The sequence below is a fragment of the Azospirillum sp. Marseille-Q6669 genome (genome assembly GCF_965111635.1).
Genome location: NZ_CBCOOP010000002.1, coordinates 628,722 through 651,321 on the forward strand (window position 1 = coordinate 628,722; position 22,600 = coordinate 651,321).

The following is a 22,600-nucleotide window of genomic DNA, read 5'->3' on the forward strand; positions in this document are numbered from 1 at the left end:
GCCCTCAATGGGACATCAGGACCGGGGTGGTTAGGTTCGACAGCACCGTGCGCGTCGCTCCGCCCAGCACCATCTCGCGCAGACGGGAGTGGCCGTAGGCCCCCATCACCAGCAGATCGCCGCCCAGGCTGCGATGACTGTCCAGAATGATCTCCCCGACATCGCCGCCCTGGAAAATGCTGGCTTGGTGCTGGCTGCGAACACCGTGGCGCTCCAGCCAGATCATCAGGTCGCGGCCGCTGTCCAACGCATGGCCCGGCGGGTCGATGGTAACCACCGTGACCCGTTCCGCAGCCGTGAGGAAGGGCAGGGCGTTGCGCACGGCGCGCCCGGCTTCCCGCGTGTTCTTCCAGGCCACCACCACATGGCGGCCGATCTCCGTCCGGGGCGGGAAGTTGAAGGGGAGCACCAGGGTCGGGCAGGAGCTGGTCAGCGGAAGGCGGTCCGGCACCTGGAGCATCACCCGATCACCGAGGTCGTCGCCGTGGCTCTGGCTCACGATGGCGAGGTCGGCATAGGCGGCGCGGGCGGCCAGCAACTCCACATGTTCCCCTTCGTCGACCGTCCAGGAATAAGAGCAGTCCTTCAGCGCCGACCGGACCTCCTGTTCGATCTGTCCGGCCTTCTCGTGGGCGATGGCCGTGGCCTCGGCGATGTAGGCGTAGGAGGCGGCGCGTCCGGTCACCGCTGGCGGCATCGACACCGGCGTGGCCACGAACAGCACCTCGACAAAGGCGGAGAAGCGCTTTGCGAGTCCGACCGCGACCTCAAGCCGCTGTGTGTGGCGGTCGTCGTTCGACATGTGCAGCAGGATCGTCTTGATCGGCATGGTTTCGCTCGCAGGTTTCGAACCGGATGACCGGCCCTCCATAGGTAATGTTTGTTGAGCCAATCTGGCAACGATCCAGCTAACGGCTGGCGAGGCCGGTGCGCCCGCCCGCGCCGTGGTCGGGAGTGAGGCCGGAGATTTCCAGAAGCAGCTTGCTCAGGATGGCGTCGGCGAAGGCTTCGAAGCTGACCGCGGGCACCAGGAAAGCGCCGGGTCCGCCGATCACATGCTCCTCGTAATAGCCGTCGAGGTTCGTCGGCGCCGCCCCACCCCAGGGATTGGGCCGGTCGTTCAGGATCGGCAGGCCATTGATGGTGATCCCGGCGGCGACCGCCTCGTCGCGCGCCCATTGCACGGGACGGCCGCGGTTGTTGACCCCGTCGCCCGACACGTCGATGACCCGCCGTGTCCCTTCGAATCCGTTGTCGTTGAACAGGCGGGCACTGAAGTCGATGGCCGCGCTGATCGAGGTCCACTGCGCACTCAGCGTGGGCGATTCAGCGATGGAGGAGGCGAAGGCCTCGACGCTGCCGTGGTCGCTCAGCAAGGTCCAGGGCACGGTGATGCGCTGGAAGCTGTCTCCGGCCCATTCGACGTAGGTGACGGCGATGCGTCCGAAGGGACCGCCACGGATTGCCGCTTGTATCTTCGGGTCGGTGAGGGCGGCGACGTAGCCCTCGCGCTGGAGGCGGCCTTCCTCCGCATCCACGCTGCCGGACACGTCCACGGCCAGCACCAGTTCCAGATCGACCGGCGTGTCGGCCAGGACCGGCACACCCGCCCCGCCGGCCACAAGAACCGCGACGGCCACCCCCGCCAGACGCCACGAACCGTCCATGCCGTGTCTCCCCCGCGGATGTTTTCGCCCACACCCCTCAAGAAAAGAGATCGCCGCGCGGCCACGGCAAGGGGCCCTGTGCACGAGACGTTGACGGACGGGCGTCGCCGCTCCACCTCTCCACCCCATGCCGACCGATTTTCCCATCGAATTTCCGCCAACGTTTCCCGCCCGCCCGCTGTTTCTCGGCAGCGAGATCTACCGGGGCTCCAGCTACGGCGCGAAGCACCCGCTGGCCATCCCGCGGGTGTCCACCGCCATCGACCTCAGCCGCGCCATGGGCTGGCTGCCCGACGTGGTCTACCGCGACAGCCCGCTGGCGACGCCAGAGGAACTGGGCCGCTTCCACAATCCGGACTACATCGCCGCTCTCCACCGCGCGGAGGCGGACCAGCGGGTGGATGCCGAAACGGGGGAGCGCCACAACCTCGGCCGGCTGGAAAATCCCATCTTTCCGGAAATGTACCGCCGCCCTGCGATCAGCACCGGTGCCGCCATCCTGGCCGGGCGCCTGCTGGCGGAGGTGCCCGCCGGCATCGTCTACAGCCCGGCCAGCGGCACCCACCATGCCCGTCCGGGGAGGGCCAGCGGCTTCTGCTACCTCAACGCACCGGTGCTGGGCATCCTGGCTCTGCTCGATTCCGGGATCGGGCGGGTGCTCTACGTGGACCTCGACGCCCACCACGGTGACGGGGTGGAAGACGCCTTCGCCGACGACGACCGTGTGCTGACCCTGTCGGTTCATGAGGATGGGCGCTGGCCCTTCACCGGCAAGGCGGAGGATCGTCCTGGCGCTCTGGCTTTCAATCTGCCGGTCCCGCCGGCGTTCAACGACACCGAGATGGATTACCTTCTGGAGACGGTGATCCTGCCGCTGGGGCAAGCGTTCCGCCCCCAGGCGCTGGTCGTCCAGACCGGAGCCGACGCGCTCGCCGAAGACCCGCTGAGCCGGCTGGAACTGTCGAACGGCGCGCTGTGGCGGGCGGTGGAGGCGTTGATGGGGCTGGCGCCGCGCCTGATGGTGGTTGGGGGCGGGGGCTACAATCCTTGGTCCGTCGGGCGCTGCTGGGCAGGGATCTGGGCGGTGCTGAACGGCATCGACCCGGTGGTGCCGCCGACACCGCAGGCGGAGGACGTGCTGCGGGCGCTGACGTGGTCGCGCGCCGCCGGGCGCAACCCGCCGGAGCATTGGTTCACCACGCTCGCCGACGCGCCGCGTCCCGGCCCTCTGCGCGACGAGGTGCGTCGCGTTGCCGCTGCGGCAATCACGAAGATGGTCCGTACTGGATAATCTTTGGAAAGTTTTTCATTCACGTATGTCACGCAGTTGACGTATCGGGACGAATCGGACAGCCTGATTCGCGCGACTCGCGCTGTCCGCTGGCCAATTCGATGATTCACGCCATACCGGGAGCCGGATAGGGAGAGGGGCAGGCCGCCGATGTCCAACACCACCTTGCTCCTGCTGACCATCGCCGCGATGATGCTGGCCGCGGTGCCGGTCGCCATGATGCTGAAGCGTTTCCTGCCCGACTTTCTTCATCGCTCCGCAGGCATCGACCAGCTTGAGAACCGCATCTACGTCCTGCATTCGGAGATTCACGAGCTTCAGGACCGGGTGAACGGCAAGGTGCAGCGGCGCAACCACGCGTCCGCCGAGAAGCACCGCGCCGAAACCGAAAACCGCAAGATGGAGCGGGCGATCGCGGAAATCGCCCTTCAGCCGCCCGTGTTCGTGCACGAGGTGGGCGACCCCCAGGCCGGCCTGTCGAAATTCCTGGTGAACGTCGCCCAGGAAAAAGCCTCCTCCGGCGGTGACAAGTCCCAGGTCAACCCGATCTGGCGCTGTGCCAACGTGGCGGAGGTTTGGGCGTCCAACGCGGAGGAGGCCAAGCAACTCGTCGAGGTGGCGTTTCCCTTCAAGATGGGCTTCACCAAGGCGTTCCAGAAGACGCAGGGCCGCCTCAACCCCGCCCGCATCAAGGCACCCGCGTCATGATGATCAACTTCCTCATCATTCTCGGGATCATCGCCATTGGGGCATGGCTGGGGAATGTGCTGCTCGCGGTCGATGCTCAGGTGGCGCAGAGCCGCAGCCGGATGCGCGCCGCCAAGGATTCCATCGGCAAGCTGGAAGCGACGATCCGCCGGCTCCAGCGCGAGGAGGAGAGCCTCGTCAAGGAGATCGACGAGTGCATGGCCGACACCGTCGAGGCTCGGCGCAAGCAGTCTGACATCCAGCGACGCCTGTCCGAGGCGCAGACCAAGCAGCGGCCCCAACTCCTGATCCTGACCGACCGCCGGAATCCGAACGACAAGGAATGGCTGGTGACCGTCGTCAACACACAGATCGGCGAGATCGACGCCCTGCACCCTCTGGCCGTCGAATGGGCGCGCGGACGCGACTATCTCGTCTGGGCCGAGAGCGACCGGGAAGCCGGGGAGCGCGCCATCCGCCGCTTCAGCGCCCGCCCCGGCTACCAGATCAAGCAGGTCAAGCCCTTGACCAAGGACATCTACACCACCGCCACCGACCGGACGGCGGCGTAGCGCTGTCGAAGAGGCCGCTGGACAGCCGCACATCGCGGCGGCATCGTCCAAGCTCTGAACGTCAAGGAATGGGTTGGTCGCGATGATCGGACGGGCTGTGCGTGGCCTTGTGGGCGGGCTTCTGATGGGGGCCGCGATTCTGCTGTCTGCCTTGCCGGCGGCGGCGTTGGAGAGCTTCGCGCGCTCCTCCCTGACCGTCGAGACGGCGGGCGGCGGCAAGTACCGCTTCGACGTGGAACTGGCGGAAACCCCGGCGCAGCAGGCGCAGGGGCTGATGTTCCGCGAGAAGATGGCCGCCGACTCCGGCATGCTGTTCATCTACGACCGCCCGCAGCCGGCCAGCTTCTGGATGAAGAACACCCTGATCCCGCTCGACATGATCTTCATCGGCACGGACGGCCGGATCGTGAACATCCATGCCAACGCCGTCCCGCAATCGCTGGACGCGGTGAACTCCGCCGGTCCGGTGAAGGGCATTCTGGAGATCAACGGCGGCATGAGCGCGCGTCTGGGGATCCGTCCGGGCGACCGGGTGGCGCACGCGGCGTTCGGCACCGCGAAGTGACGGCGCCGCGGCGCTAACGAGCCTCATCGGGCAACCCGAAGGCGGTCAGGACGAGCCGGGCGGCCTCCTCAGGGGGCGTGGCGGCGCCGCCCACCACGATGCAGGCGCGCGGGTGCAGCCACATCCGCAAGGCGCGCCGCACCCCACCGACGGACGGCGGCTGTTCCTCCAGCACCGCCGCGGGCGTGCCCTGCCGCGCCAGCCGGACGGCGCCAAGGGCGACGAGTCCGGCGTCCCCTCCCACCCCGATCAGGCCGGCCGGCCGCCGTTCCGCGACGATCCGCGCGAGCGCGAGGACGGAAGTGCCGGTGTGGCGCTTGGCGAGGTCGATCTGGCCTATGCCCGGGTGCAGCGCCGCCCGCAACAATCCACCCCCCATCGGGGCCATGACGTCGAGCCCATATCCCCGCCGCCGCAGGGCATCGGCCAGAGCCACAGCGGCGCGTCCGGCCGGGGTGTCGTCCAGCCCGGACACGAAGACGGCGAGACGGGGCGGGGGCGAGGGCGAGGGCGGGGAGGAGGTGTTCAAGGAAGGGGTGGCCGACGCGGTCGAAGGGGGCGGCATCATACGGAAGGTCCACCCTGCGGGATAGATGCGGCAGCGTCTTGCCGTCCGCTCAGGGTTCGTGTATTCCACTGCGCGACGTCGGGGCGTAGCGCAGTCTGGTCAGCGCGCCAGTTTTGGGTACTGGAGGCCCCCGGTTCGAATCCGGGCGCCCCGACCAACGAAATTCGAACGATGCACCACGCACGTATCAGAGGAGATGCCGCGTCATGAAGGTCCGGATCTACCAGCCGAGCAAAGCGGCCACTCAGTCCGGGCGTGCCAAGACGCATCGTTGGTTGCTCGAATACGAGATCGAAACCCCGCGCCGTCCGGAGCCGCTGATGGGCTGGATCAGCTCCGGCGACACGCTGAACCAAGTGCGCATCGGTTTCGAGACGTCGGAGGAGGCGGTCGCCTTCGCCCAGCGCAAGGGCTGGGACTATACGGTCCAGGATGCGCCGGTGCGCCGCGTCCGTCCGCGCAACTACGCCGACAACTTCCGTATGGACCGTCCGCGATTCTGATCCGGACCGGGGCCCCATAGCTCAGTTGGATAGAGCAATCGCCTTCTAAGCGATAGGTCGCAGGTTCGAATCCTGCTGGGGTCGCCACCTTTCTCCGCAGCACCATTCCTCCATCACCATCGTGGGCCGTCCGCTGGTCATCATCAGCGGACCCTCTGTCGATTCCTAAAAACGGTCAACATAGTTATCCCCATATCCCCATTGCCGTAGGCCAAGGCGATGCGAAGCCTATGGTTTGCGGTGTAACGCTGACGATGTGCAGTGTATCCAGTGATTTCGCTTCGTGATGACCGGGCCCAATTTGGGGGCATAGGGGCAAGTTGACGCCACTCCAATAGGCTTGAAAACTCATCCACAAAGTTATCCACAGAAAATGGGGATAACTCGAAAGCGCCTGCGTGAGCAGAGGCTAAGGCGTTCTCATGCGCCACCGCCGTAACCATCTACCGCACGGAACGGTCTCCGTGCCGGTGGCGTTTTACGGGGCGCTTGATCAATCCCACGCCGTTCGGCGTCAGTACGAGGTGATGTCTTGGTGGGTTGGGTCGTCAGAACGCTTCTGCTGTGTTTCGTGGTCGGGTTGGTTCTGTCCTTTCTGGACATCAATCCGGCCAGTATCCTGACCAACAGTTGGGCCACCATCCAGGACATCGCCCGCCTTGCCGCGGACATGTTCCATTGGGCGCTGCCCTATATCCTGATCGGAGCGGTGATCGTCGTTCCGCTGTCCGTCATCGGAGCGGTCATGCGCTGGACCCGCACGCGGCACCGCCCGTAACGCAATCCCAATCTCCATCACCCGCAAAAGAAAAAACCGGAGATCCAGTGGATCTCCGGTTAAGTGAATACAGGGAGGGTTAGAGACAAGGACTGTCTAACTGTTCGGGAGATCCGCTTCGTTGATCTGCATCAATCTGCGATAATTTTATCGATACGCTGCAACCGGACCGGCTTTGACTTTGGACAAAAAAATAGCCGAGGGTTCCATTGGAACCCCCGGCATAGGCGAATACAGGGAGGGTTAGAGACAAGAGCTTTCTACCTCTTCCCGCCCCGGGCTACGTTGACATAGATCAAACACTTTTCGCATTGCAGCGAAGGTTTAGCGTCTTACTTATGCGTGTGTCCGTAGAGAACCGAAGGATCGGTTTCAACGTTCTGAATGATGGCGAGCTTCCCATCACGCAGCGCGCGGTAGAAGCAGCTGCGCCGTCCGGTGTGGCAGGCCACGCCGTCCTGTTCCACGATCACCAGCAGGGTGTCGCCGTCGCAATCGACGCGGAAGTCCTTCAGCCGCTGCATCTGGCCGGAGGTTTCGCCCTTGCGCCACAGCCCCTTGCGGGATCGCGACCAATAGCAGACGCGCCCTGTGCGCAGCGTTTCCAGAACGGCGTCGCGGTTCATCCAGGCCATCATCAGGATCTCGCCGGTTCCCTCGGCCTGGGCGATGGCGGGAACCAGCCCGTCGGCGTTGAAGGCGATGGCGGCGATCACGTCATCGAACGAGGGCTCGATTGAGGCCCCGGGCGCGGTGGCGTCCGTCATGATGTTCAATCCTCGTGTGTGTGCTCGTCGGGACCCGCCCTTTACAGGGCGGCCCTCAGGCGGGCGAAGGCGCCGTCCAGGTCGCGGATGAGATCGTCCACATCCTCCAGCCCGGCGTGCAGGCGCAGCATGGTGCCGGGATCGGTCCAGCGGGTTGCCGTGCGGATGGCGGCCGGGCGCGCCGGCAGGATCAGGCTTTCGAACCCGCCCCAGCTGTAACCCAGCCCGAACAGTTCCAGGGAGTTCAGCATCGCCGACAGGGCCGGCTTCGGCACCGCGCTCATGACGATGGAAAACAGGCCGGAGGAGCGTCCGATGTCGCGCTTCCACAGCTCATGGCCCGGGCATTCGGGGAAGGCCGGATGCAGGATACGCGTGACCTCGGGCTGCTTCGACAGCCACTCGGCCAGGGCGAGCGCGCTTGCCTCGTGCTGCTTCAGACGGACGGACAGGGTGCGCAGGCCGCGCAGCCCCAGATAGATGTCGTCCGGTCCGGCGCAGGTTCCCGTCCGCGTGGCGGCCTTCTTCACGGCCAGCCATTGCGCCTCGTTGGCGCAGGAGATCACGCCCAGCATCGCGTCGGCGTGGCCGACGATGTATTTGGTGGCCGAGTGGATCGACACGTCCACCCCGTGCCGCAGCGGCTGGAAGAAGAGGGGGGTGGCCCAGGTGTTGTCGATCATCACCGTGGCGCCCACCGTCTTGGCCGCGGCGGCGATGGCGGGGACGTCCTGCACCTCAAAGGTCAGCGAACCCGGCGATTCGAGGAACACCACGCTGGTGTTCGGCTTCAGCAACCTGGTGATGCCGGTGCCGATGGTGGGATCGAAATACTCGACCTCCACGCCGTAGGGGACGAGCGTGTCGTTGGCGAATCGGCGGGTCGGACCGTAGGCGCTGTCGGTGATCAGCACATGGTCGCCCGTCCTGGTGAAGGCGAAAAGCGCCGTGGCGATGGCGTTCAGGCCCGACCCGGTGTTGACGGAGCGGTAGGCTCCCTCAAGCTCGGCGATCGCCTGCTCGAAGGCCAGTGTGGTCGGAGTCCCGATGCGCCCATAGTTGATGCGGTCGAAAGGAGCTTGGTCGCCCGCTTCCAGATCCTCCAGCGTCGGGAACAGCACCGTCGAGCAATGGTAGACCGGCGGATTCACGATTCCGTGATTCTCGCGCGGGCTGCGCCCGGCGTGCCCGAGGATCGTATCTTTTCGTGCGTCTTTCATGGGGCTTCCCGCAACAACAGTGACGGAGGCCGCATCCCGACTTTCCAAGATGGACCCGACCGTCAGAGATTCTTTTCCCTAAGCCTCTGTAAGGGATAACCAAGCCAAATGCACGGCTTAAGGATGATTCGACAAGCCGGATGCGGTTGGTGCACTCTTGTCACACGCGCGTGTCCGCCATGCGGGCTGCGCAATGCATGAACCTAAGCGTAAAAACGCAAGAACAGGGTGGAGCTTAATATGAAATCGGGAATCCTCGCCGCTGCTGCCGCGGCCGTGGTGTTCGGCGCCGTGACCGGCGCTCAGGCCGGTCCGACGCTGGACGCCGTCAAGGGCCGCGGCTTCGTCCAGTGCGGCGTGAACGCCGGCCTTCCGGGCTTCGGCAACCCCGACAGCTCGGGCAACTGGACCGGTCTCGATGTCGATTACTGCCGCGCGGTCGCGGTTGCGCTGTTCAACGACCCCAACAAGGTCAAGTTCACCCCGCTGTCGGCCCAGCAGCGCTTCCCCGCCATCCAGTCGGGCGAGGTCGATCTGCTGTCGCGCAACACCACCGTCACGCTGACCCGCGACACCTCGGTTGGCCTGAACTTCGCCCCGGTCACCTATTATGACGGCCAGGGCTTCATGGTGAACAAGAAGCTCGGCGTGAAGAGCGCCAAGGAGCTGAACGGCGCCACTGTCTGCGTCCAGGCCGGCACCACGACCGAACTGAATCTCGCGGACTATTTCCGCACCAACAACATGTCCTACAACCCGGTCGTCATCGAGTCGAACGACGAGGTGAACGCCGCCTACTTCGCCGGCCGCTGCGACGTGCTGACGACCGACGCGTCCGGCTTGGCCGGGACCCGCGCCGGCGTGGCCCCGGTTCCGGACGACCACATCATTCTCCCGGAGATCATCTCCAAAGAGCCGCTGGCCCCCGCCGTCCGTCACGGTGACGACCAGTGGTTCGATGTGGTGAAGTGGACCGTCTATGCCACCATCCAGGCCGAAGAGATGGGCATCACCTCGAAGAACGTCGACGAGTTCGTGAACAGCAAGAACCCGGAGATCCAGCGCATCCTCGGCACCTCGCCGGGCATGGGCAAGGCGCTGGGCCTGGACGAGAAGTGGGCCTACAACGTGATCAAGACCATGGGCAACTATGGTGAGATCTTCGAGCGCAACGTCGGCATGAAGACCCCGCTGAAGCTGGAGCGCGGCCTGAACGCGTTGTGGACCAATGGTGGTCTGCAGTACGCGATGCCGATCCGCTGAGGACGGAAAGGGGGACCGCGGACCACAGGGAGGCCCGCGGTCCTTCCTTTTTTGACGACGGGCGGGGCGGCCGCAGGGCGACAAGAATCAATGCCCGTGCCGCAGGCCCGTTTGGGAGACGATATACGTGGCGCAAGTTGCGGCGGACGTTCGGGAGGCGGCCGGCGCCCTTATGCCATGCTGGTGAGGGGAGAGAACCGTGGCCAGCAAGACCCGGGACACCGCGCGCCCAAGCGCGCCTGGCGGTGTTTCATTTTCCCTCAGCGACCCGACGGTCCGTGCCGTGTTCTACCAGGTTCTGGTGGTCGGCATCGTCATCGCGGTCGGCTGGTTCCTTATCCACAACACGCTCGACAACCTGTCGAAGCGGTCCATCGCGACAGGATTCGGATTCCTGGAGCGTGAGGCCTCCTTCGGCATCGGTGAGAGCCTGATCGACTATCATCCGCGGGACAGCTACGGCCGGGCCTTCCTGGTGGGCGTGCTGAACACGCTGAAGGTGTCGATCATCGGCGTCGTCCTGGCGACCGTGCTGGGCACGCTGATCGGCGTCGCCCGCCTGTCCAGCAACTGGCTGATCGCCAAGCTGGCCTCCACCTACGTGGAGATTGTCCGCAACATCCCGCCGCTGCTCCAGCTCTTCTTCTGGTACGCGCTGGTCTCGGAAAGCATGCCGCCGGTGCGGCAGGCGCTGAACCCGATCCCCGGCGTGTTCCTGTCGCAGCGCGGCCTGTTCGTTCCGGTGCCCTCCGCCGACCCGGTGTGGGGCACGATGGGCTTCGCGCTCGCCATAGCGGTGATCGGCGTGATCTTCCTGCGGCGCTGGGCCAAGGCCCGGCAGGAGCGGACGGGCCAGCCCTTCCCGATCGGAACGGCAAGTCTGGGTCTGCTGATCGGCCTGCCGCTGATCGCCTATGTTGCCGGCGGCGCGCCGACGGCGCTGGACGTTCCGAAGCTGCAGGGCTTCAACTTCGTCGGCGGCGTGGTCCTCACTCCGGAGTTCTTCGCGATCCTGGTCGGGCTGGTCGTCTACACCGCCGCCTTCATCGCTGAGGTGGTGCGCAGCGGCATCCTCGCGGTCAACTGGGGCCAGACGGAAGCCGCAAGGGCGCTCGGCATCGACAGCGGCAAGACGCTGCGGCTCGTCGTCCTGCCGCAGGCGCTGCGGGTGATCGTGCCGCCGCTGACCAGCCAGTATCTGAACCTGACCAAGAACAGCTCCCTGGCGCTCGCCATCGGCTACCCGGATCTGGTGTCGATCGCCAACACGACGCTGAACCAGACCGGTCAGGCGATCGAGGGCGTGGCGATGATCATGGGCACCTATCTGGTCATCAGCCTGGGCATCTCGATCTTCATGAACTGGTACAACAAGCGCATCGCGCTGGTGGAGCGCTGACGGCCATGGCAAACAACGTTCATACCGGCAACGTCCATACCGGCAATGTCCCTACCGGAAGCATCCCCGACGAGCGTCCGCCGTCCAACACCGTCGGCCCCGTGGCGTGGCTGCGCAACAACCTGTTCAACACCTGGTACAACGCACTCCTGACCATCCTGATCGCCTGGCTGCTGTTCAAGGCGATCCCGCCGCTTCTCGACTGGCTGATCTTCAGCGCCAACAGCTTCGGCACGCCGCCCCAGGTGTGTCGGCAGGAGGGCGGGGCCTGCTGGACCTTCGTCAGCGAGAAGCTGCGCTTCGTCATGTTCGGCACCTTCCCGTACGACGAGCAGTGGCGGCCGCTGATCACCATCGTGATCATCATCGCGCTGGTGCTGGCGAGCTGCGACCGCCGTTTCTGGAAGCCCTGGCTGGCCCTCGTTTGGATCGCCGGCCTGACCGCGGTGGGCGTGCTGATGTGGGGCGGCGTGCTGGGCCTGACCTATGTCGAGAACACGCTGTGGGGCGGCCTGCCGCTGACGCTGATGCTCTCGGTGGTCGGCCTGTCCGTGGCCTTCCCGGCGTCGGTCCTGCTGGCGCTCGGCCGGCGATCGCAGCTTCCGGCCATCCGCGTGATCTCGGTGACCTACATCGAGCTGATCCGAGGCGTGCCGCTGATCAGCCTGCTGTTCATGGCGTCGGTGATGTTCCCGCTGTTCCTGCCGACCGGCGTGAACTTCGACAAGCTGCTGCGCGCCCAGATCGCCTTCATCATGTTCGCCGCCGCCTATATGGCGGAAGCGATCCGCGGCGGTCTCCAGGCCATTCCGAAGGGCCAGTACGAGGCGGCGGACGCGCTCGGCCTGAACTACTGGCAGGCGATGGGCAAGATCATCCTGCCGCAGGCGCTCGCCATCTCCATCCCGCCGCTGGTGAACACCTTCATCAGCTTCTTCAAGGACACGTCGCTGGTCATCATCATCGGCCTCTACGACCTGCTGGGCACGGCCAAGGCGGCGCTCTCCGACCCGGCATGGCGCGGTTTCTACCGCGAGGCCTACCTGTTCATCGGCGTGATCTACTGGGTGTTCTGCTACTCGATGTCCAAATACAGCCAAAAGCTCGAACGCGACCTGCGTCGCGGCCACCGTCGCTGAGGGAAAGGGAGAAGAGATGACCATGGCCCAAACCGCCGGCGCCGCGCGCAGCTTCCCGCAGGGGGAGCCGATCATCCAGTGCCAGGGCGTGCACAAGTGGTACGGCGAGTTCCACGTCCTGAAGGACATCGACCTGTCGGTCGCCAAGGGGGAGCGGATCGTGATCTGCGGCCCCTCGGGCTCCGGCAAGTCGACCATGATCCGCTGCCTGAACCGGCTTGAGGAGCACCAGAAGGGCTCCATCGTCGTCGACGGCATCGAGCTGACCGGCAATCTGAAGAACATCGAGCTGGTTCGCCGCGAAGTCGGCATGGTGTTCCAGCACTTCAACCTGTTCCCGCACCTGACCGTGCTGGAGAATTGCACACTCGCCCCGATCTGGGTCCGCAAGAAGCCGAAGGCCGAGGCGGAGGAGATGGCGATGCGCTACCTGAAGCGGGTGCGCATCGCGGAGCAGGCGCACAAGTACCCCGGCCAACTCTCCGGCGGGCAGCAGCAGCGCGTGGCGATCGCCCGCTCGCTGTGCATGAGCCCGAAGGTCATGCTGTTCGACGAGCCGACCTCCGCGCTGGACCCCGAGATGGTCAAGGAGGTGCTGGACGTCATGATCGGGCTGGCCGAGGACGGCATGACCATGCTCTGCGTCACGCACGAGATGGGTTTCGCCAAGTCGGTCGCCGACCGCGTCATCTTCATGGACCGCGGCGAGATCGTCGAGCAGAACACGCCCAATGAGTTCTTCAACCACCCGCAGTCGGACCGGACGAAGCTGTTCCTCAGCCAGATCCTGAACCACTGATGCTCATAACCGCGCCGGAACGGCTTGTTCCGGCGCGGTAAACCAGCGCAACCCGCAAGGAACGCTGGCGGGTTGCGCTGGTTTCGGGTTGAATGCAGTCCGTTCGTGCTGTTTGCCGCTATGCACAACGGAGCCTGCCTGATGGAGCTGCTGAGTCCCCGTCCCGGAATTGGCCAGATCAAGCCCTACCGTCCCGCCCGACCACCGGAGGACGGCGCCGCCTGGGTCGATCTGTCGCTGACGGTCAATCCGCTGGGACCCGGCAAGCGGGCGCTCACCGCCTACCGCCATATGGCGGCGCAAATCCACCGCTATCCCGACTGGTCGCAGGACCGCCTGCGCCACGCCATCGCCCGGCGTTACGATCTGGACGCCGGCCACATCACCTGCGCCAACGGCTCCGACGAGATGATCCACCTCGTGACCCAGGCCTTCGCCGGGCCAGGGGACGAGGTGCTGTGCCACGAGCATGGCTACCGCGGCTTCATGAAGGCGATCCGCGCCGCCGGAGCGACTCCGGTGATCGCCGCGGAACGCGATCTGGTTGTCGATGTCGAAGCGATGATCGACCGGGCGAACGAGAAGACCAAGCTCTGCTTCCTCGCCAACCCGAACAACCCCACCGGCACCTACATCCCGTCGGAGCTGGTCCTGCGGCTGCGCGCCGGTTTGCCGTCGCACACGCTGCTGGTTCTCGATTCGGCCTACGCCGACTATTGCCGCCGTGACAACTACAGCGACGGAACGGAGATCGTCGAAAATTCCGACAACGTGCTGATGGTGCGCACCTTCTCCAAGCTGCACGGGCTGGCCGGGCTGCGCGTCGGCTGGGCCTACGGCCCGGCAGGGGTGATCGAGGCGATCAACCAGACACGCGGCCCCTTCAACGTCGGGATTGCCGCGCAGGCCGCGGCGGAGGCCGCCATCGCCGACACCGAGCATGAGGAGGCGACCTTCGCCCACAACAGCGCGTGGCTGCCCTGGCTGAGCCACGAGCTGGAGCAGCTCGGCGTGCGCGTCTATCCCAGCGTCTGCAACTTCATCCTGGCGCGTATCCCGACCGACCCGTCGCTCGGTGTCCAGGCCGTGCTGGACCATCTGGCGCGCCGTGGCATCCTGGTGAAGCCCACCCAGGACTACGGGCTGGCCGACTGCCTGCGCATCACGGTCGGGCGGGAGGACGAAAACCGGGCTCTGGTCGCGGCTCTGGGAGAGATTCTGAGCTGATATCCGGCTCCTCGCCGGGAATTGGATCTGGCATCGGATCCGGATGTCGGGTGTGCTCGCGGGCGAAGATGAACAGGCCGGAGCCGACCACGATGACGATGCCGACCAGCGACAGCAGGTCCGGCCACTCGTCGAAGAAGATCGCCCCGATGGCCAGCGCCCACAGGATCTGGCTGTACTGGGCCGCCCCCACCCGATCCGCCGGGGCGAAGGCTGCGGCCAGGGTGAACAGGGCCTGGGCGGCGAAGGTCGTGGTGGCGAATCCCACCGTCAGAATCCATTGCTCCCGCGTTGGCCACTCGAAGCCGGGGATCATCAGCAGGCCGGACGCGACGGCGGTCGACAGGAACACCGTCCCGATCAGGGTGAAGCGTTTCTCCGTATGCCCGATCATCCGTCCGGTGATGACCACGACGGCGGAGCTGAAGGCACAGCCCAGCGCCGCGAAATGGCCGGGCAGCAACTCGCGGAATCCGGGACGGGCAACGATCAGCACGCCGATGAAGGCCGCCCCGACGGCCAGCCGCCGGCGCCAGCGCACCGGCTCCTTCAGCACGACAATCGCCAGCAGCGTCACCAGGCTGGGCATCAGGAAGATCATCGCGAAGGCTTCCGCGAAGGGAAGGCTGCGGAACGACATGACGCTGAGCGGGGTTGAGGCCGCCACGAAGACCAGCCGCACCGTCATCAGCCAGGGCCGGTTCCAGCGCAGCAGGTCGCTGACCCGGTCGCCCTTGGTCATGAAGACCGGGGAGAGTAGCAACGGCAGGATGTAGGCGAAGAAGGTGACCTCGAACGGGTCCAGCCCATGCCCGATCGCCTTCACCAGCGCATCGCCCCAGGCGAAGAAGGCGAAAGCCAGGAACGCGAACAGAATGCCCTTCGTCATGGCGTCGGTGTCCTGGCGTTCGTAGCGGCGGAGAGCGGGCCGGGTCGGCCCGTCACTCGTTGATCGGAATGTGCGGCGCCGAGGTCCGAGGCAGCCAGCCGAGGAGGCGCGGATCGCGGATCTCGCGAGTCACATGCCGGTAGGGCACGAAGCCCATCGATTGGTAGAGCGGTAGCGCCTTCGGATGGTCGAAAGTGCAGGTGTTGACGAGAAGCCGCGTCGTCCGGCCCTGCCAAGCCAGCCGGATCGCCGTGTCGAGCAGCCAGGGGCCGAGCTTCAGGCCGATGAAATCCGGGATCAGCCCGAAGTAGGCCAAGTCGGTGTCGTCCTCCCGTCGGTCGATCTCGGCGTAGCCGGCGGGCGTGCCGTTCACGTAGAGGACCCAGATCTCGACCCGCGGGTCGGTGACGACGCGCCCAAGTTCCGGCATCGGCATACGCCGCCGCTCGTGCCACAGCCAGGGCTCGCCCACCGTGTCGTAGAGATAGCGGTAGTAGGAGGCGGTCGGCGGGTTGGCCCGCACCAGCGCCACGTCACCTGCCGGGCGGGGCAGGGGCGCGTGGGCCGGCGGGGCCGTCATCTCCAGATAGGTGACGATGACGGACAGGCAGCCGGGCGGCACCGGCGCCACGATCTGGGACTGCGACAGGGACGTCCGGGGACGCGGCGTCAGGGAGAATCGGTCTTCAGCCATTTCTGCATCACGGTAACGGGACCGGTGGCATAGCCCAGCCGCTCATAGAACGCCACCACGGCGTGGTTCGTCGCGCGCACCATGAGTTGCGCCTTGGGCATGCCTGCCTCCACAAGCCAGCCCTCCGCCGCCCGGACCATCGCCCTGCCATGGCCGCTTCCGCGGCAGGCGGGGTCGACCGCCAGATAATAGAACCAGCCGCGGTGCCCGTCATGACCCACCATGACGGACGCCACGGTCCGCTCGCCCTCACGGCCGATCAGGATCGTGGCGTTCGGCTTCGACACCGCAAGCGCGATGTCGGCCACCGGGTCGTTCCACGGCACCACGAGGTTGCAGGCGGTCCACAGCGCCACCACGTCGTCGCGGTCCGCCGCCTCGTAATGGCGGATGCTCAGCGCTCCGGTCACAGCTTCGCCGGCCCGGTCTCCAGCGGCAGATCGGAGCGCAGACCCCATTCCGCCCAGGACCCGTCATAGACGGCCACATCCTCCTTGCCGGCCGCGGCCAATCCGAGTGCCAGAACGCAGGCGGTTACGCCGCTGCCGCAGGAGGCGACGATGGGACGCTCCAGGTCGAGCCCGGCGCCCTTCGCCCGCTCCGCGATGGTTTCGGGCGGCAGCAGGGTCTTGCTCTCCGCGTCGATCAGGTCCGTGAAGGGCAGGTTCAGGCTGCCGGGAATGCGACCGCTGCGGCGGCCCGGCCAGGGTTCGACTACAGCGCCCTCGTAGCGGTTGGCGCCACGGGCGTCCACCACCTGATCGACCCGCGAGTCGATGTTGGCGAGAACCTCGTCGGCCCGGCGCAGCAGGCCGGGCCGCAGCGCCGCCGTGAAGGCCGCCGGGGCCGGGGCCGCCGGACCGGATTCCAGCGGCCGGCCTTCCGCGATCCATTTCGGCAGGCCGCCGTCCAGAACGGCAACGCGGCCGTGCCCGAACAGGCGGAACATCCACCAGACGCGGGCGGCGGCGGTGGCCATGCCGGCGCTGTCATAGACGACCACCGTGTCGCCGCTGCCGACGCCGAGCGCCCCGACCTTGGCCGCGAAGGTCGCCTCGTCCGGCACCATGTGCGGCAAGGGGTGGGTGTCCGGCTGCGCCACGTCGTCGATGTCGATGCGCACGGCGCCGGGGATGTGCCGCTCCAGAAACTCGGTGTTCGGATCGCGGTCGGAGCCGGGCGTGAACCAGGAGGCGTCGAGAACGTGCAGACCCGGCTGGCCCAGCCGTTCCGCCAGCCAAGCCGTCGGGACGATCGGGCCGGGGAGGGTGAGCATGGTGTGCGAATCGGTCATAAGATGTTCTCCCCGTTCAATCCCGCAGTGTGACGATCACGCGCCGGTTCTGCTTGCCCTTGTTCTCGATCTTCACGACGTCCAGCCCGCCGATCTCGCCCAGCCGCTTCACATGGGTACCGCCGCAGGGCTGGCGGTCAACCCCGGCGATGTCCACCAGCCGGACGCGGCCGTGCCCGCGCGGCGGCTTCACCGTCAGGGTGCGGATCAGCTCGGGGTTGGCGTCCAGTTCCGCGTCGGAAATCCACAGCGAGCCGACCGGTGTGTCCGCGGCGACCAGCCGGTTCAGGGCCGCCGCGATGGCCTCCTTGTCGAGGCCCTCGGTCGGAACGTTGAAATCGACGCGGCTGCGTTCCGCCCCGACCTGGGCGCCGGTGATCGAGGCACCGGGCAGGACCGCGCAGACGAGGTGCAGCGCCGTGTGCATCCGCATGTGGCGGTGCCGGCGGTCCCAGTCGATCTCCGCCTCCACCGTGGTGCCGGGCGCGGGCAGGGCCGCGCCCGGCTCGGGCACATGGATGACGTCGTCCGGCCCGTCGCCCTTCACCGTGTCCACGATGCGCAGCATGGCACCGGCGACGCGCAGCAGCCCGGTGTCGCCGGGCTGGCCGCCGCCGTTGGGGTAGAAGACCGTCCGGTCCAAACGGATGCCCCGCTCGTCCGCGGATGTCACGGTGGCGGTGCAGGAGGTGGCGTAGGCGTCCTCGCGGAAGATCAGCTCCATGGAACCTCGGGTGCGTTTACGAATCCAGCCAATCGGGCACAGGCAGATTCTTCTCACGCAGGAAGGCCGGATTGAAGAGCTTCGATTGGTAGCGCTGCCCTCCGTCGCAGAGAATCGTCACGATGGTGTGGCCCGGCCCCATCTCCTTTGCGATGCGGATGGCCGCCGCCACGTTGATGCCCGACGATCCCCCCAACACGAGACCCTGCGACTTGATCAGATCGAAGATGACCGGCAGGGCCTCCTTGTCGGGGATCTGCAGCGCCTGGTCGACCGGAGCGCCCTCCAGGTTTGCGGTGATCCGGCCCTGGCCGATGCCTTCGGTGATCGAGCTGCCCTCGGCCTTCAACGTCCCATGGGCGTAGTGATGGTAGAGGGAGGCGCCCATCGGGTCGGCCAGAACGATGCGGACGTCCGGATTGCGCTCCTTTAGAGCCAGCCCGACGCCGGCCAGCGTGCCGCCGCTGCCCACCGCGCAGGTGAAGGCGTCGATCCGCCCCTCGGTCTGGGTCCAGATTTCCGGACCGGTGGTCAGACGGTGGCCCTCACGGTTCGCCACATTGTCGAACTGGTTGGCCCAGACGGCGCCGTTCGGCTCGGTCTTCGCCAGTTCCTCGGCCAGCCTGCCCGAATAACGGACGTAATTGTCGGGGTTGGAGTAGGGCACCGCCGGCACCAGACGAAGGTCGGCGCCGACCAGGCGCAGCATGTCCTTCTTCTCCTGGCTCTGCGTCTCCGGCATCACGATGACGGTGCGGTAGCCGAGCGCGTTGCCGACCAGCGCCAGCCCGATGCCGGTGTTGCCCGCCGTGCCTTCCACGATGGTGCCGCCGGGGCGCAGCAGGCCCCGGCGTTCGGCGTCGCGGACGATGGCCAGGGCCGCGCGGTCCTTCACCGAGCCACCGGGGTTGAGGAACTCCGCCTTGCCCAGGATCTCGCATCCCGTGGCCTTCGACGGCCCTTCCAGCCGAATCAGCGGCGTGTTGCCGATGGAGCCGATGAAGCCGGTGCGGATGTCCACGGACTGTCTCCCGAATCGAATGATGAACCGGGCAACACTATCGGATTGCGCACCAGGGAATTCAAGGTTGGCTTGTGAAATGCAGCATTGAACGAGATTGATTCGTTCTTTCTATTTCTCAACTTCCTCTATTTCCCAAGCCACTGACTGCGCAGCCGGTCGCGGTTCCGCGCGAACCAGCCCAGCGCGATGATGGCGATGGAGTTGTTCAGCCGGTTCTCGTCGAGCAGCCGGATCGCCTCGTCGGCCGGCAGGACCATGATGCGGATGTCCTCATGCTCTTCCGCCAGCCCGCCCGTTGCGGCGAGCCCCCGGCTGTCCACGCGGCCGCAGAAGACGGTGACATGCTCGTCGAAGGCGCCAGGGCTGGGATAATAGTCGCAGATCCTTTCGATGTCCCGCACGGTGCAGCCAGCCTCTTCCGTGGCCTCGCGCCGCGCGACCTCCTCCGGCGTCTCGCCTTCGTCCAACAGGCCGGCGACGATCTCCGTCAGCCACGCCCGTCCACCGGTGGAGGCGGCGCCGACCCGGAACTGCTCGATCAGAACGACGCTGTCGCGGTCCGGATCGTAGAGCAGGATGCCGACGGCCTGTCCGCGCACGCAGACTTCGCGCGGCGGCAGGACACCGGTCCAGGAGCCATCGAACTTCCTGTGGCGCAGGCGGTAGACGTCGACCTTGAGGTAGCCGTTGTAGGCTCTCTTCTTCTCTTGGATCTCGATGTCCGGGTGATCCACGGGCGGGGACTCCTTGGCTTGGGAGAGCACGGTCCAAGGATGTAGCGCATCCGCCGGTCCGGGGCGAGGCGGCCAAAGGATCTCTCAGAAGGTCGGGTTCAGCTTCAGCGTGCTGTAGCGGTCGGCGGAGGGGACGGCAACCGGCTCCAGCTTGGGGCCACGTAGCAGTTCCAGCGGCACGGTGACACCGGCTGGACCGAGACCCCAGACCTTCCGGTAGAAGTCCGCCAGCCCCTTCGGCCGCTGGCCGGCGACCCCGACGATCATGTCGCCCGGTTGGATACCCACGGTCGCCGCGGGACTCTGCGGGGTGACCCGTTCGACCATCAGGCGGCCCTGCTCCTCGCGCAGCGTGACGCCGAGCCAGGGCCGCGCCGGCTCCTGCCGCCGCCCGAAGGCCAGGAGATCGGCCAGGATCGGCTTCAGGGCGGAAACCGGAACGAACATGTTGCCGGGAACGCCGCCATGGGCCGGCACCGTGTCGCGCACGATCAGCGAGCCGATCCCGACCAGTTCACCCTTGCGATCGATCAGGGCGGCGCCGTTGAAGCCCATGATCGGCGGCGTGGTGAAGATCGCCTCGTCCAGCAGATACTCCCAATAGCCGGCGAACTCGCGTTTCGCGGCGATCAGCACCGGCTGCACCCCGGTGGAGCCCTGACGGGTGAGCACCATGGCGCGCTCCCCCTCCTTGATCGCGTCGGAGTCGCCGAGCCGGACGGGGGCGGCACTGAAGCCCATGCCGGCGCGCAGCAGCCCGAATCCGCTGGCCTGATCATACGCCACGAACTCGGCGGGATAACCGCGCCCCTCGCCAGTGGTGACCTGAAGCTGTGACGCCTCCAGAATCGTGTAGCCGATGGTGAGGATCAGCCCGGCCCCGTCGATGACGACGCCAGTGCCCTCGCGCTCCGTGCCGAGCGAGCGGGCGCTCTGGCTGTCGGGCAGGATGGTGGCGGAGATGCGGACGAGAGCGCCCGCCAGCTTCGCCGCGTCGAGCTGGTCCGCCCGTGCCGCGGTGATGGCAACAAACAGCGCAAGGAAGGTCGCCAAGAAGCTCATCGTCCAGGGGATGCTGCGCCAGCGACCCGTCATGCTTCCCTCCCTTGCCGGAGTCGAGTCGGGCGGACGCCGGACTGCTCGATCCCCGGATTAAACATGAGCGTCGGCGCGCAACCATCAAGGGGATTTCCGAATCGACCGGGGCCCTCTCGTCGGGGCCGTGAAACCTCCGCCCGCCGCCCAACGTTACCCGTACCAGCGACACCACGAAGGACGGGACGATGCCCATCAACAGCGAACGCGAACTCGAACAGGCGGTGGCGGAATTTCAGCGTCTCGCCGACGAGCCCGCCGGTTCGCCCGGCGAGCGCCGGAAGCTCGAACTGGATGCGGAGATCAAGGCCTTCTACGTTCAGCACTCCGATGACATGCGCAAAGGCAAGCCGCGGCACGAGTGACGCGCCACCGACACCGGCGCGCATTTCTTCATCGACGCGGGGGGGGCGGCTGGCCGACACTGCCGCCGCTCCCGGGCCGGACCGCAGCCCCGGGGGCGTCGTCGTTGAAGGAAGGAGCGCGTCCCCACGATGAAGCGAATCGACAATTGCTACACCTGCCTGTTCTGGGAAGGGCAGGGCATCCGCCAGAGGGGACCAAAGGGCTTGTGCCGCCGCTTTCCGCCGCAGGTGACCCCGCGCGACACGGAAGGGCGTTTTCCGATTACCCTGTCCACCGATTGGTGCGGCGAGTGGAAACGCGACATCGGCGATCCCGTCGGCGAGGCTGCGGACAACCGCCTGATCTATGACGATCCGCAAACTCGATAGAAAGCCGCCTCGATAGGAATCTGTCTTAATAGGCAGCCGAACAGGGCGGCCGGACATCGGGTTTTCGGTCCAAACCGGTCCAAGCGCGGCATTTCAACGGGGCATCGGTGCAACCACCAGCGACCGCTGGTTTTCCGGCAGCGCCGCATCGCCACGGACCAGCATCCGGTGCCAATCGACGCCGAGCAGGGCGACGGCAACAGCCATGGCGAGGGCGATGATCGCCACCGCGGCGATCCAGCCACCGTCTTCCTGCCGGCCGTCGGGCCGAGGGGGTGCAGCCTTGGGTGTGAAGGGTCGAAAGTTGAGGGGGAGAAGGGTCATGGGTCGCCTCCACCGCTGAACAGGCGCAATCCCGACTCGTGTGGGTGTCCGGTGGAATTGTAGCGCCGGAAGCGTTGCGGCGGCATCAAGCCTTCGGTCGGAACGCTCGTTCCTTCGGATGATGCCGGAAGCGGTGGCGGTGAAGGGACGATATGAGTGACCGCTATGAGAAAAGGCCGAGTCTGCGAGGACTCGGCCTTTTCATCGAAATGGCTCCCGGTGCTGGACTCGAACCAGCGACACGCGGATTAACAGTCCGCTGCTCTACCGACTGAGCTAACCGGGATCAGTCTGACCGGCCCTTGCGATGCGCAACGTCCGGCGTGGGCGGCTATATAGCCGACCCTCCGACGCTTGCCAAGTCTTTTGATGTCAAAAAAACGACGGCGGGGGCAGGGCAGGGGGCTGGAAAGGCGCAATGCCAAAACGCCGAAAAGCACCGGGCCGCACAGGCACGATGCTCATCAAACGCTTTGATTTTTCTGCTGTCTCAGCTGCATCAAGGATGGAGGCACGGGCGGGAATCGAACCCACGTACACGGATTTGCAGTCCGCTGCATCACCACTCTGCCACCGCGCCATCCTTGCGTCCGGCACCCCCTAGCGGGAGCGCCGCGGCGTGGGAGCGGACGTATACTGCGGT

27 protein-coding genes and 4 tRNA genes are annotated in these 22,600 nt (G+C 66.3%); 15 read left to right on the forward strand and 16 right to left on the reverse strand.

Features of this window, described 5'->3' with window-relative positions; genetic code table 11:
* Positions 1-4: 4 nt before the first annotated feature.
* Positions 5-829, reverse strand: coding sequence for a universal stress protein (locus tag ACWPXE_RS14225; RefSeq protein ID WP_454018363.1), 825 nt, complete (start codon positions 827-829; stop codon positions 5-7).
* Positions 830-908: 79 nt separating this feature from the next.
* Positions 909-1,667 carry a DUF1194 domain-containing protein gene (locus ACWPXE_RS14230; protein WP_454018364.1) on the reverse strand — a complete coding sequence of 253 codons (759 nt, stop codon included), beginning with the start codon at positions 1,665-1,667 and terminating at the stop codon, positions 909-911.
* 127 nt (positions 1,668-1,794) lie between these two features.
* Between ACWPXE_RS14230 and ACWPXE_RS14235 the strand changes: the two genes are divergently transcribed.
* The 4 genes from ACWPXE_RS14235 (at position 1,795) to ACWPXE_RS14250 (ending at position 4,782) form a co-directional block, all read left to right on the forward strand.
* Positions 1,795-2,958 carry an acetoin utilization protein AcuC gene (locus ACWPXE_RS14235; RefSeq protein ID WP_454018365.1) on the forward strand — a complete coding sequence of 388 codons (1,164 nt, stop codon included), beginning with the start codon at positions 1,795-1,797 and terminating at the stop codon, positions 2,956-2,958.
* A gap of 150 nt (positions 2,959-3,108) precedes the next feature.
* Positions 3,109-3,666 (forward strand): hypothetical protein, encoded by a 558-nt coding sequence (locus ACWPXE_RS14240; protein ID WP_237903593.1) that lies wholly within the window; start codon positions 3,109-3,111, stop codon positions 3,664-3,666.
* Complete coding sequence (locus ACWPXE_RS14245) at positions 3,663-4,217, forward strand: hypothetical protein (RefSeq protein WP_454018366.1); 555 nt, start codon at positions 3,663-3,665, stop codon at positions 4,215-4,217. The genes ACWPXE_RS14240 and ACWPXE_RS14245 overlap by 4 nt, the downstream gene beginning before the upstream one ends.
* An 82-nt stretch (positions 4,218-4,299) precedes the next feature.
* A complete protein-coding gene (locus ACWPXE_RS14250; RefSeq protein WP_454018367.1) occupies positions 4,300-4,782 on the forward strand; it encodes a DUF192 domain-containing protein in 483 nt (160 codons plus the stop codon).
* A gap of 13 nt (positions 4,783-4,795) precedes the next feature.
* On the opposite strand, the gene ACWPXE_RS14255 is transcribed toward ACWPXE_RS14250, so the two are convergent.
* Positions 4,796-5,311 (reverse strand): hypothetical protein, encoded by a 516-nt coding sequence (locus tag ACWPXE_RS14255; RefSeq protein WP_454018368.1) that lies wholly within the window; start codon positions 5,309-5,311, stop codon positions 4,796-4,798.
* Positions 5,312-5,429: 118 nt separating this feature from the next.
* Here ACWPXE_RS14255 and ACWPXE_RS14260 point away from each other — a divergent pair.
* The 4 genes from ACWPXE_RS14260 to ACWPXE_RS14275 all read left to right on the forward strand — a co-directional run bounded on the left by ACWPXE_RS14260 (position 5,430) and on the right by ACWPXE_RS14275 (position 6,631).
* Positions 5,430-5,507, forward strand: a tRNA-Pro gene (locus ACWPXE_RS14260).
* Positions 5,508-5,556: 49 nt separating this feature from the next.
* Positions 5,557-5,853 carry an ETC complex I subunit gene (locus ACWPXE_RS14265; RefSeq protein WP_014240426.1) on the forward strand — a complete coding sequence of 99 codons (297 nt, stop codon included), beginning with the start codon at positions 5,557-5,559 and terminating at the stop codon, positions 5,851-5,853.
* A gap of 10 nt (positions 5,854-5,863) precedes the next feature.
* Positions 5,864-5,940, forward strand: a tRNA-Arg gene (locus ACWPXE_RS14270).
* Positions 5,941-6,388: 448 nt separating this feature from the next.
* Positions 6,389-6,631 (forward strand): DUF6460 domain-containing protein, encoded by a 243-nt coding sequence (locus ACWPXE_RS14275; RefSeq protein WP_236778071.1) that lies wholly within the window; start codon positions 6,389-6,391, stop codon positions 6,629-6,631.
* A gap of 332 nt (positions 6,632-6,963) precedes the next feature.
* Here ACWPXE_RS14275 and hisI read toward each other — a convergent pair whose 3' ends face one another.
* Positions 6,964-7,398 (reverse strand): phosphoribosyl-AMP cyclohydrolase, encoded by a 435-nt coding sequence (hisI, locus tag ACWPXE_RS14280; RefSeq protein ID WP_454018369.1) that lies wholly within the window; start codon positions 7,396-7,398, stop codon positions 6,964-6,966.
* A gap of 41 nt (positions 7,399-7,439) precedes the next feature.
* Positions 7,440-8,618: a cystathionine beta-lyase gene (gene metC / locus ACWPXE_RS14285; RefSeq protein ID WP_454018370.1), complete on the reverse strand. Its 1,179-nt coding sequence runs from the start codon at positions 8,616-8,618 to the stop codon at positions 7,440-7,442.
* Positions 8,619-8,858: 240 nt separating this feature from the next.
* Between metC and ACWPXE_RS14290 the strand changes: the two genes are divergently transcribed.
* From ACWPXE_RS14290 to ACWPXE_RS14310, 5 genes are all read left to right on the forward strand, one after another.
* Positions 8,859-9,881, forward strand: coding sequence for an amino acid ABC transporter substrate-binding protein (locus ACWPXE_RS14290; protein ID WP_183179578.1), 1,023 nt, complete (start codon positions 8,859-8,861; stop codon positions 9,879-9,881).
* 199 nt (positions 9,882-10,080) lie between these two features.
* Positions 10,081-11,280, forward strand: coding sequence for an amino acid ABC transporter permease (locus tag ACWPXE_RS14295; RefSeq protein WP_454018371.1), 1,200 nt, complete (start codon positions 10,081-10,083; stop codon positions 11,278-11,280).
* A gap of 5 nt (positions 11,281-11,285) precedes the next feature.
* Positions 11,286-12,419, forward strand: a complete 1,134-nt coding sequence (locus ACWPXE_RS14300; RefSeq protein ID WP_454018372.1) for an amino acid ABC transporter permease — start codon at positions 11,286-11,288, stop codon at positions 12,417-12,419.
* 22 nt (positions 12,420-12,441) lie between these two features.
* Complete coding sequence (locus ACWPXE_RS14305) at positions 12,442-13,218, forward strand: amino acid ABC transporter ATP-binding protein (RefSeq protein ID WP_454018778.1); 777 nt, start codon at positions 12,442-12,444, stop codon at positions 13,216-13,218.
* 141 nt (positions 13,219-13,359) lie between these two features.
* Positions 13,360-14,445 (forward strand): pyridoxal phosphate-dependent aminotransferase, encoded by a 1,086-nt coding sequence (locus ACWPXE_RS14310; protein ID WP_454018373.1) that lies wholly within the window; start codon positions 13,360-13,362, stop codon positions 14,443-14,445.
* Here ACWPXE_RS14310 and ACWPXE_RS14315 read toward each other — a convergent pair.
* From ACWPXE_RS14315 to ACWPXE_RS14350, 8 genes are all read right to left on the reverse strand, one after another.
* Positions 14,381-15,334, reverse strand: coding sequence for an EamA family transporter (locus ACWPXE_RS14315; RefSeq protein ID WP_454018374.1), 954 nt, complete (start codon positions 15,332-15,334; stop codon positions 14,381-14,383). The two genes, ACWPXE_RS14310 and ACWPXE_RS14315, sit on opposite strands and share 65 nt — an antisense overlap.
* A 52-nt stretch (positions 15,335-15,386) precedes the next feature.
* A complete protein-coding gene (locus tag ACWPXE_RS14320; protein WP_454018375.1) occupies positions 15,387-16,028 on the reverse strand; it encodes a GNAT family N-acetyltransferase in 642 nt (213 codons plus the stop codon).
* On the reverse strand, positions 16,004-16,438 hold the full coding sequence (locus ACWPXE_RS14325) for a GNAT family acetyltransferase (RefSeq protein ID WP_454018376.1): 435 nt from the start codon (positions 16,436-16,438) through the stop codon (positions 16,004-16,006). Before ACWPXE_RS14325 ends, ACWPXE_RS14320 begins: the two co-directional genes overlap by 25 nt.
* Positions 16,435-17,322, reverse strand: a complete 888-nt coding sequence (sseA, locus tag ACWPXE_RS14330; protein WP_454018377.1) for a 3-mercaptopyruvate sulfurtransferase — start codon at positions 17,320-17,322, stop codon at positions 16,435-16,437. Before sseA ends, ACWPXE_RS14325 begins: the two co-directional genes overlap by 4 nt.
* A 16-nt stretch (positions 17,323-17,338) precedes the next feature.
* Positions 17,339-18,046 (reverse strand): alanyl-tRNA editing protein, encoded by a 708-nt coding sequence (locus tag ACWPXE_RS14335; RefSeq protein ID WP_454018378.1) that lies wholly within the window; start codon positions 18,044-18,046, stop codon positions 17,339-17,341.
* Between the two features lie 16 nt (positions 18,047-18,062).
* Entirely contained in the window at positions 18,063-19,067 is a 1,005-nt protein-coding gene (locus ACWPXE_RS14340) for a cysteine synthase A (RefSeq protein WP_454018379.1), read from the reverse strand.
* Between the two features lie 128 nt (positions 19,068-19,195).
* Positions 19,196-19,804, reverse strand: a complete 609-nt coding sequence (locus ACWPXE_RS14345; RefSeq protein WP_454018380.1) for an NUDIX domain-containing protein — start codon at positions 19,802-19,804, stop codon at positions 19,196-19,198.
* 84 nt (positions 19,805-19,888) lie between these two features.
* Entirely contained in the window at positions 19,889-20,899 is a 1,011-nt protein-coding gene (locus ACWPXE_RS14350; RefSeq protein WP_454018381.1) for a S1C family serine protease, read from the reverse strand.
* Between the two features lie 188 nt (positions 20,900-21,087).
* Between ACWPXE_RS14350 and ACWPXE_RS14355 the strand changes: the two genes are divergently transcribed.
* Both ACWPXE_RS14355 and ACWPXE_RS14360 read left to right on the forward strand, forming a co-directional pair.
* Positions 21,088-21,264: a hypothetical protein gene (locus ACWPXE_RS14355; RefSeq protein ID WP_014240443.1), complete on the forward strand. Its 177-nt coding sequence runs from the start codon at positions 21,088-21,090 to the stop codon at positions 21,262-21,264.
* A 129-nt stretch (positions 21,265-21,393) separates the two neighbouring features.
* Positions 21,394-21,633: a hypothetical protein gene (locus tag ACWPXE_RS14360; RefSeq protein WP_174439373.1), complete on the forward strand. Its 240-nt coding sequence runs from the start codon at positions 21,394-21,396 to the stop codon at positions 21,631-21,633.
* A gap of 93 nt (positions 21,634-21,726) precedes the next feature.
* Here ACWPXE_RS14360 and ACWPXE_RS14365 read toward each other — a convergent pair whose 3' ends face one another.
* The 3 genes from ACWPXE_RS14365 to ACWPXE_RS14375 all read right to left on the reverse strand — a co-directional run bounded on the left by ACWPXE_RS14365 (position 21,727) and on the right by ACWPXE_RS14375 (position 22,537).
* Positions 21,727-21,957: a hypothetical protein gene (locus ACWPXE_RS14365; protein ID WP_454018382.1), complete on the reverse strand. Its 231-nt coding sequence runs from the start codon at positions 21,955-21,957 to the stop codon at positions 21,727-21,729.
* A 210-nt stretch (positions 21,958-22,167) separates the two neighbouring features.
* Positions 22,168-22,243, reverse strand: a tRNA-Asn gene (locus ACWPXE_RS14370).
* Between the two features lie 220 nt (positions 22,244-22,463).
* Positions 22,464-22,537, reverse strand: a tRNA-Cys gene (locus tag ACWPXE_RS14375).
* Positions 22,538-22,600 lie beyond the last annotated feature (63 nt).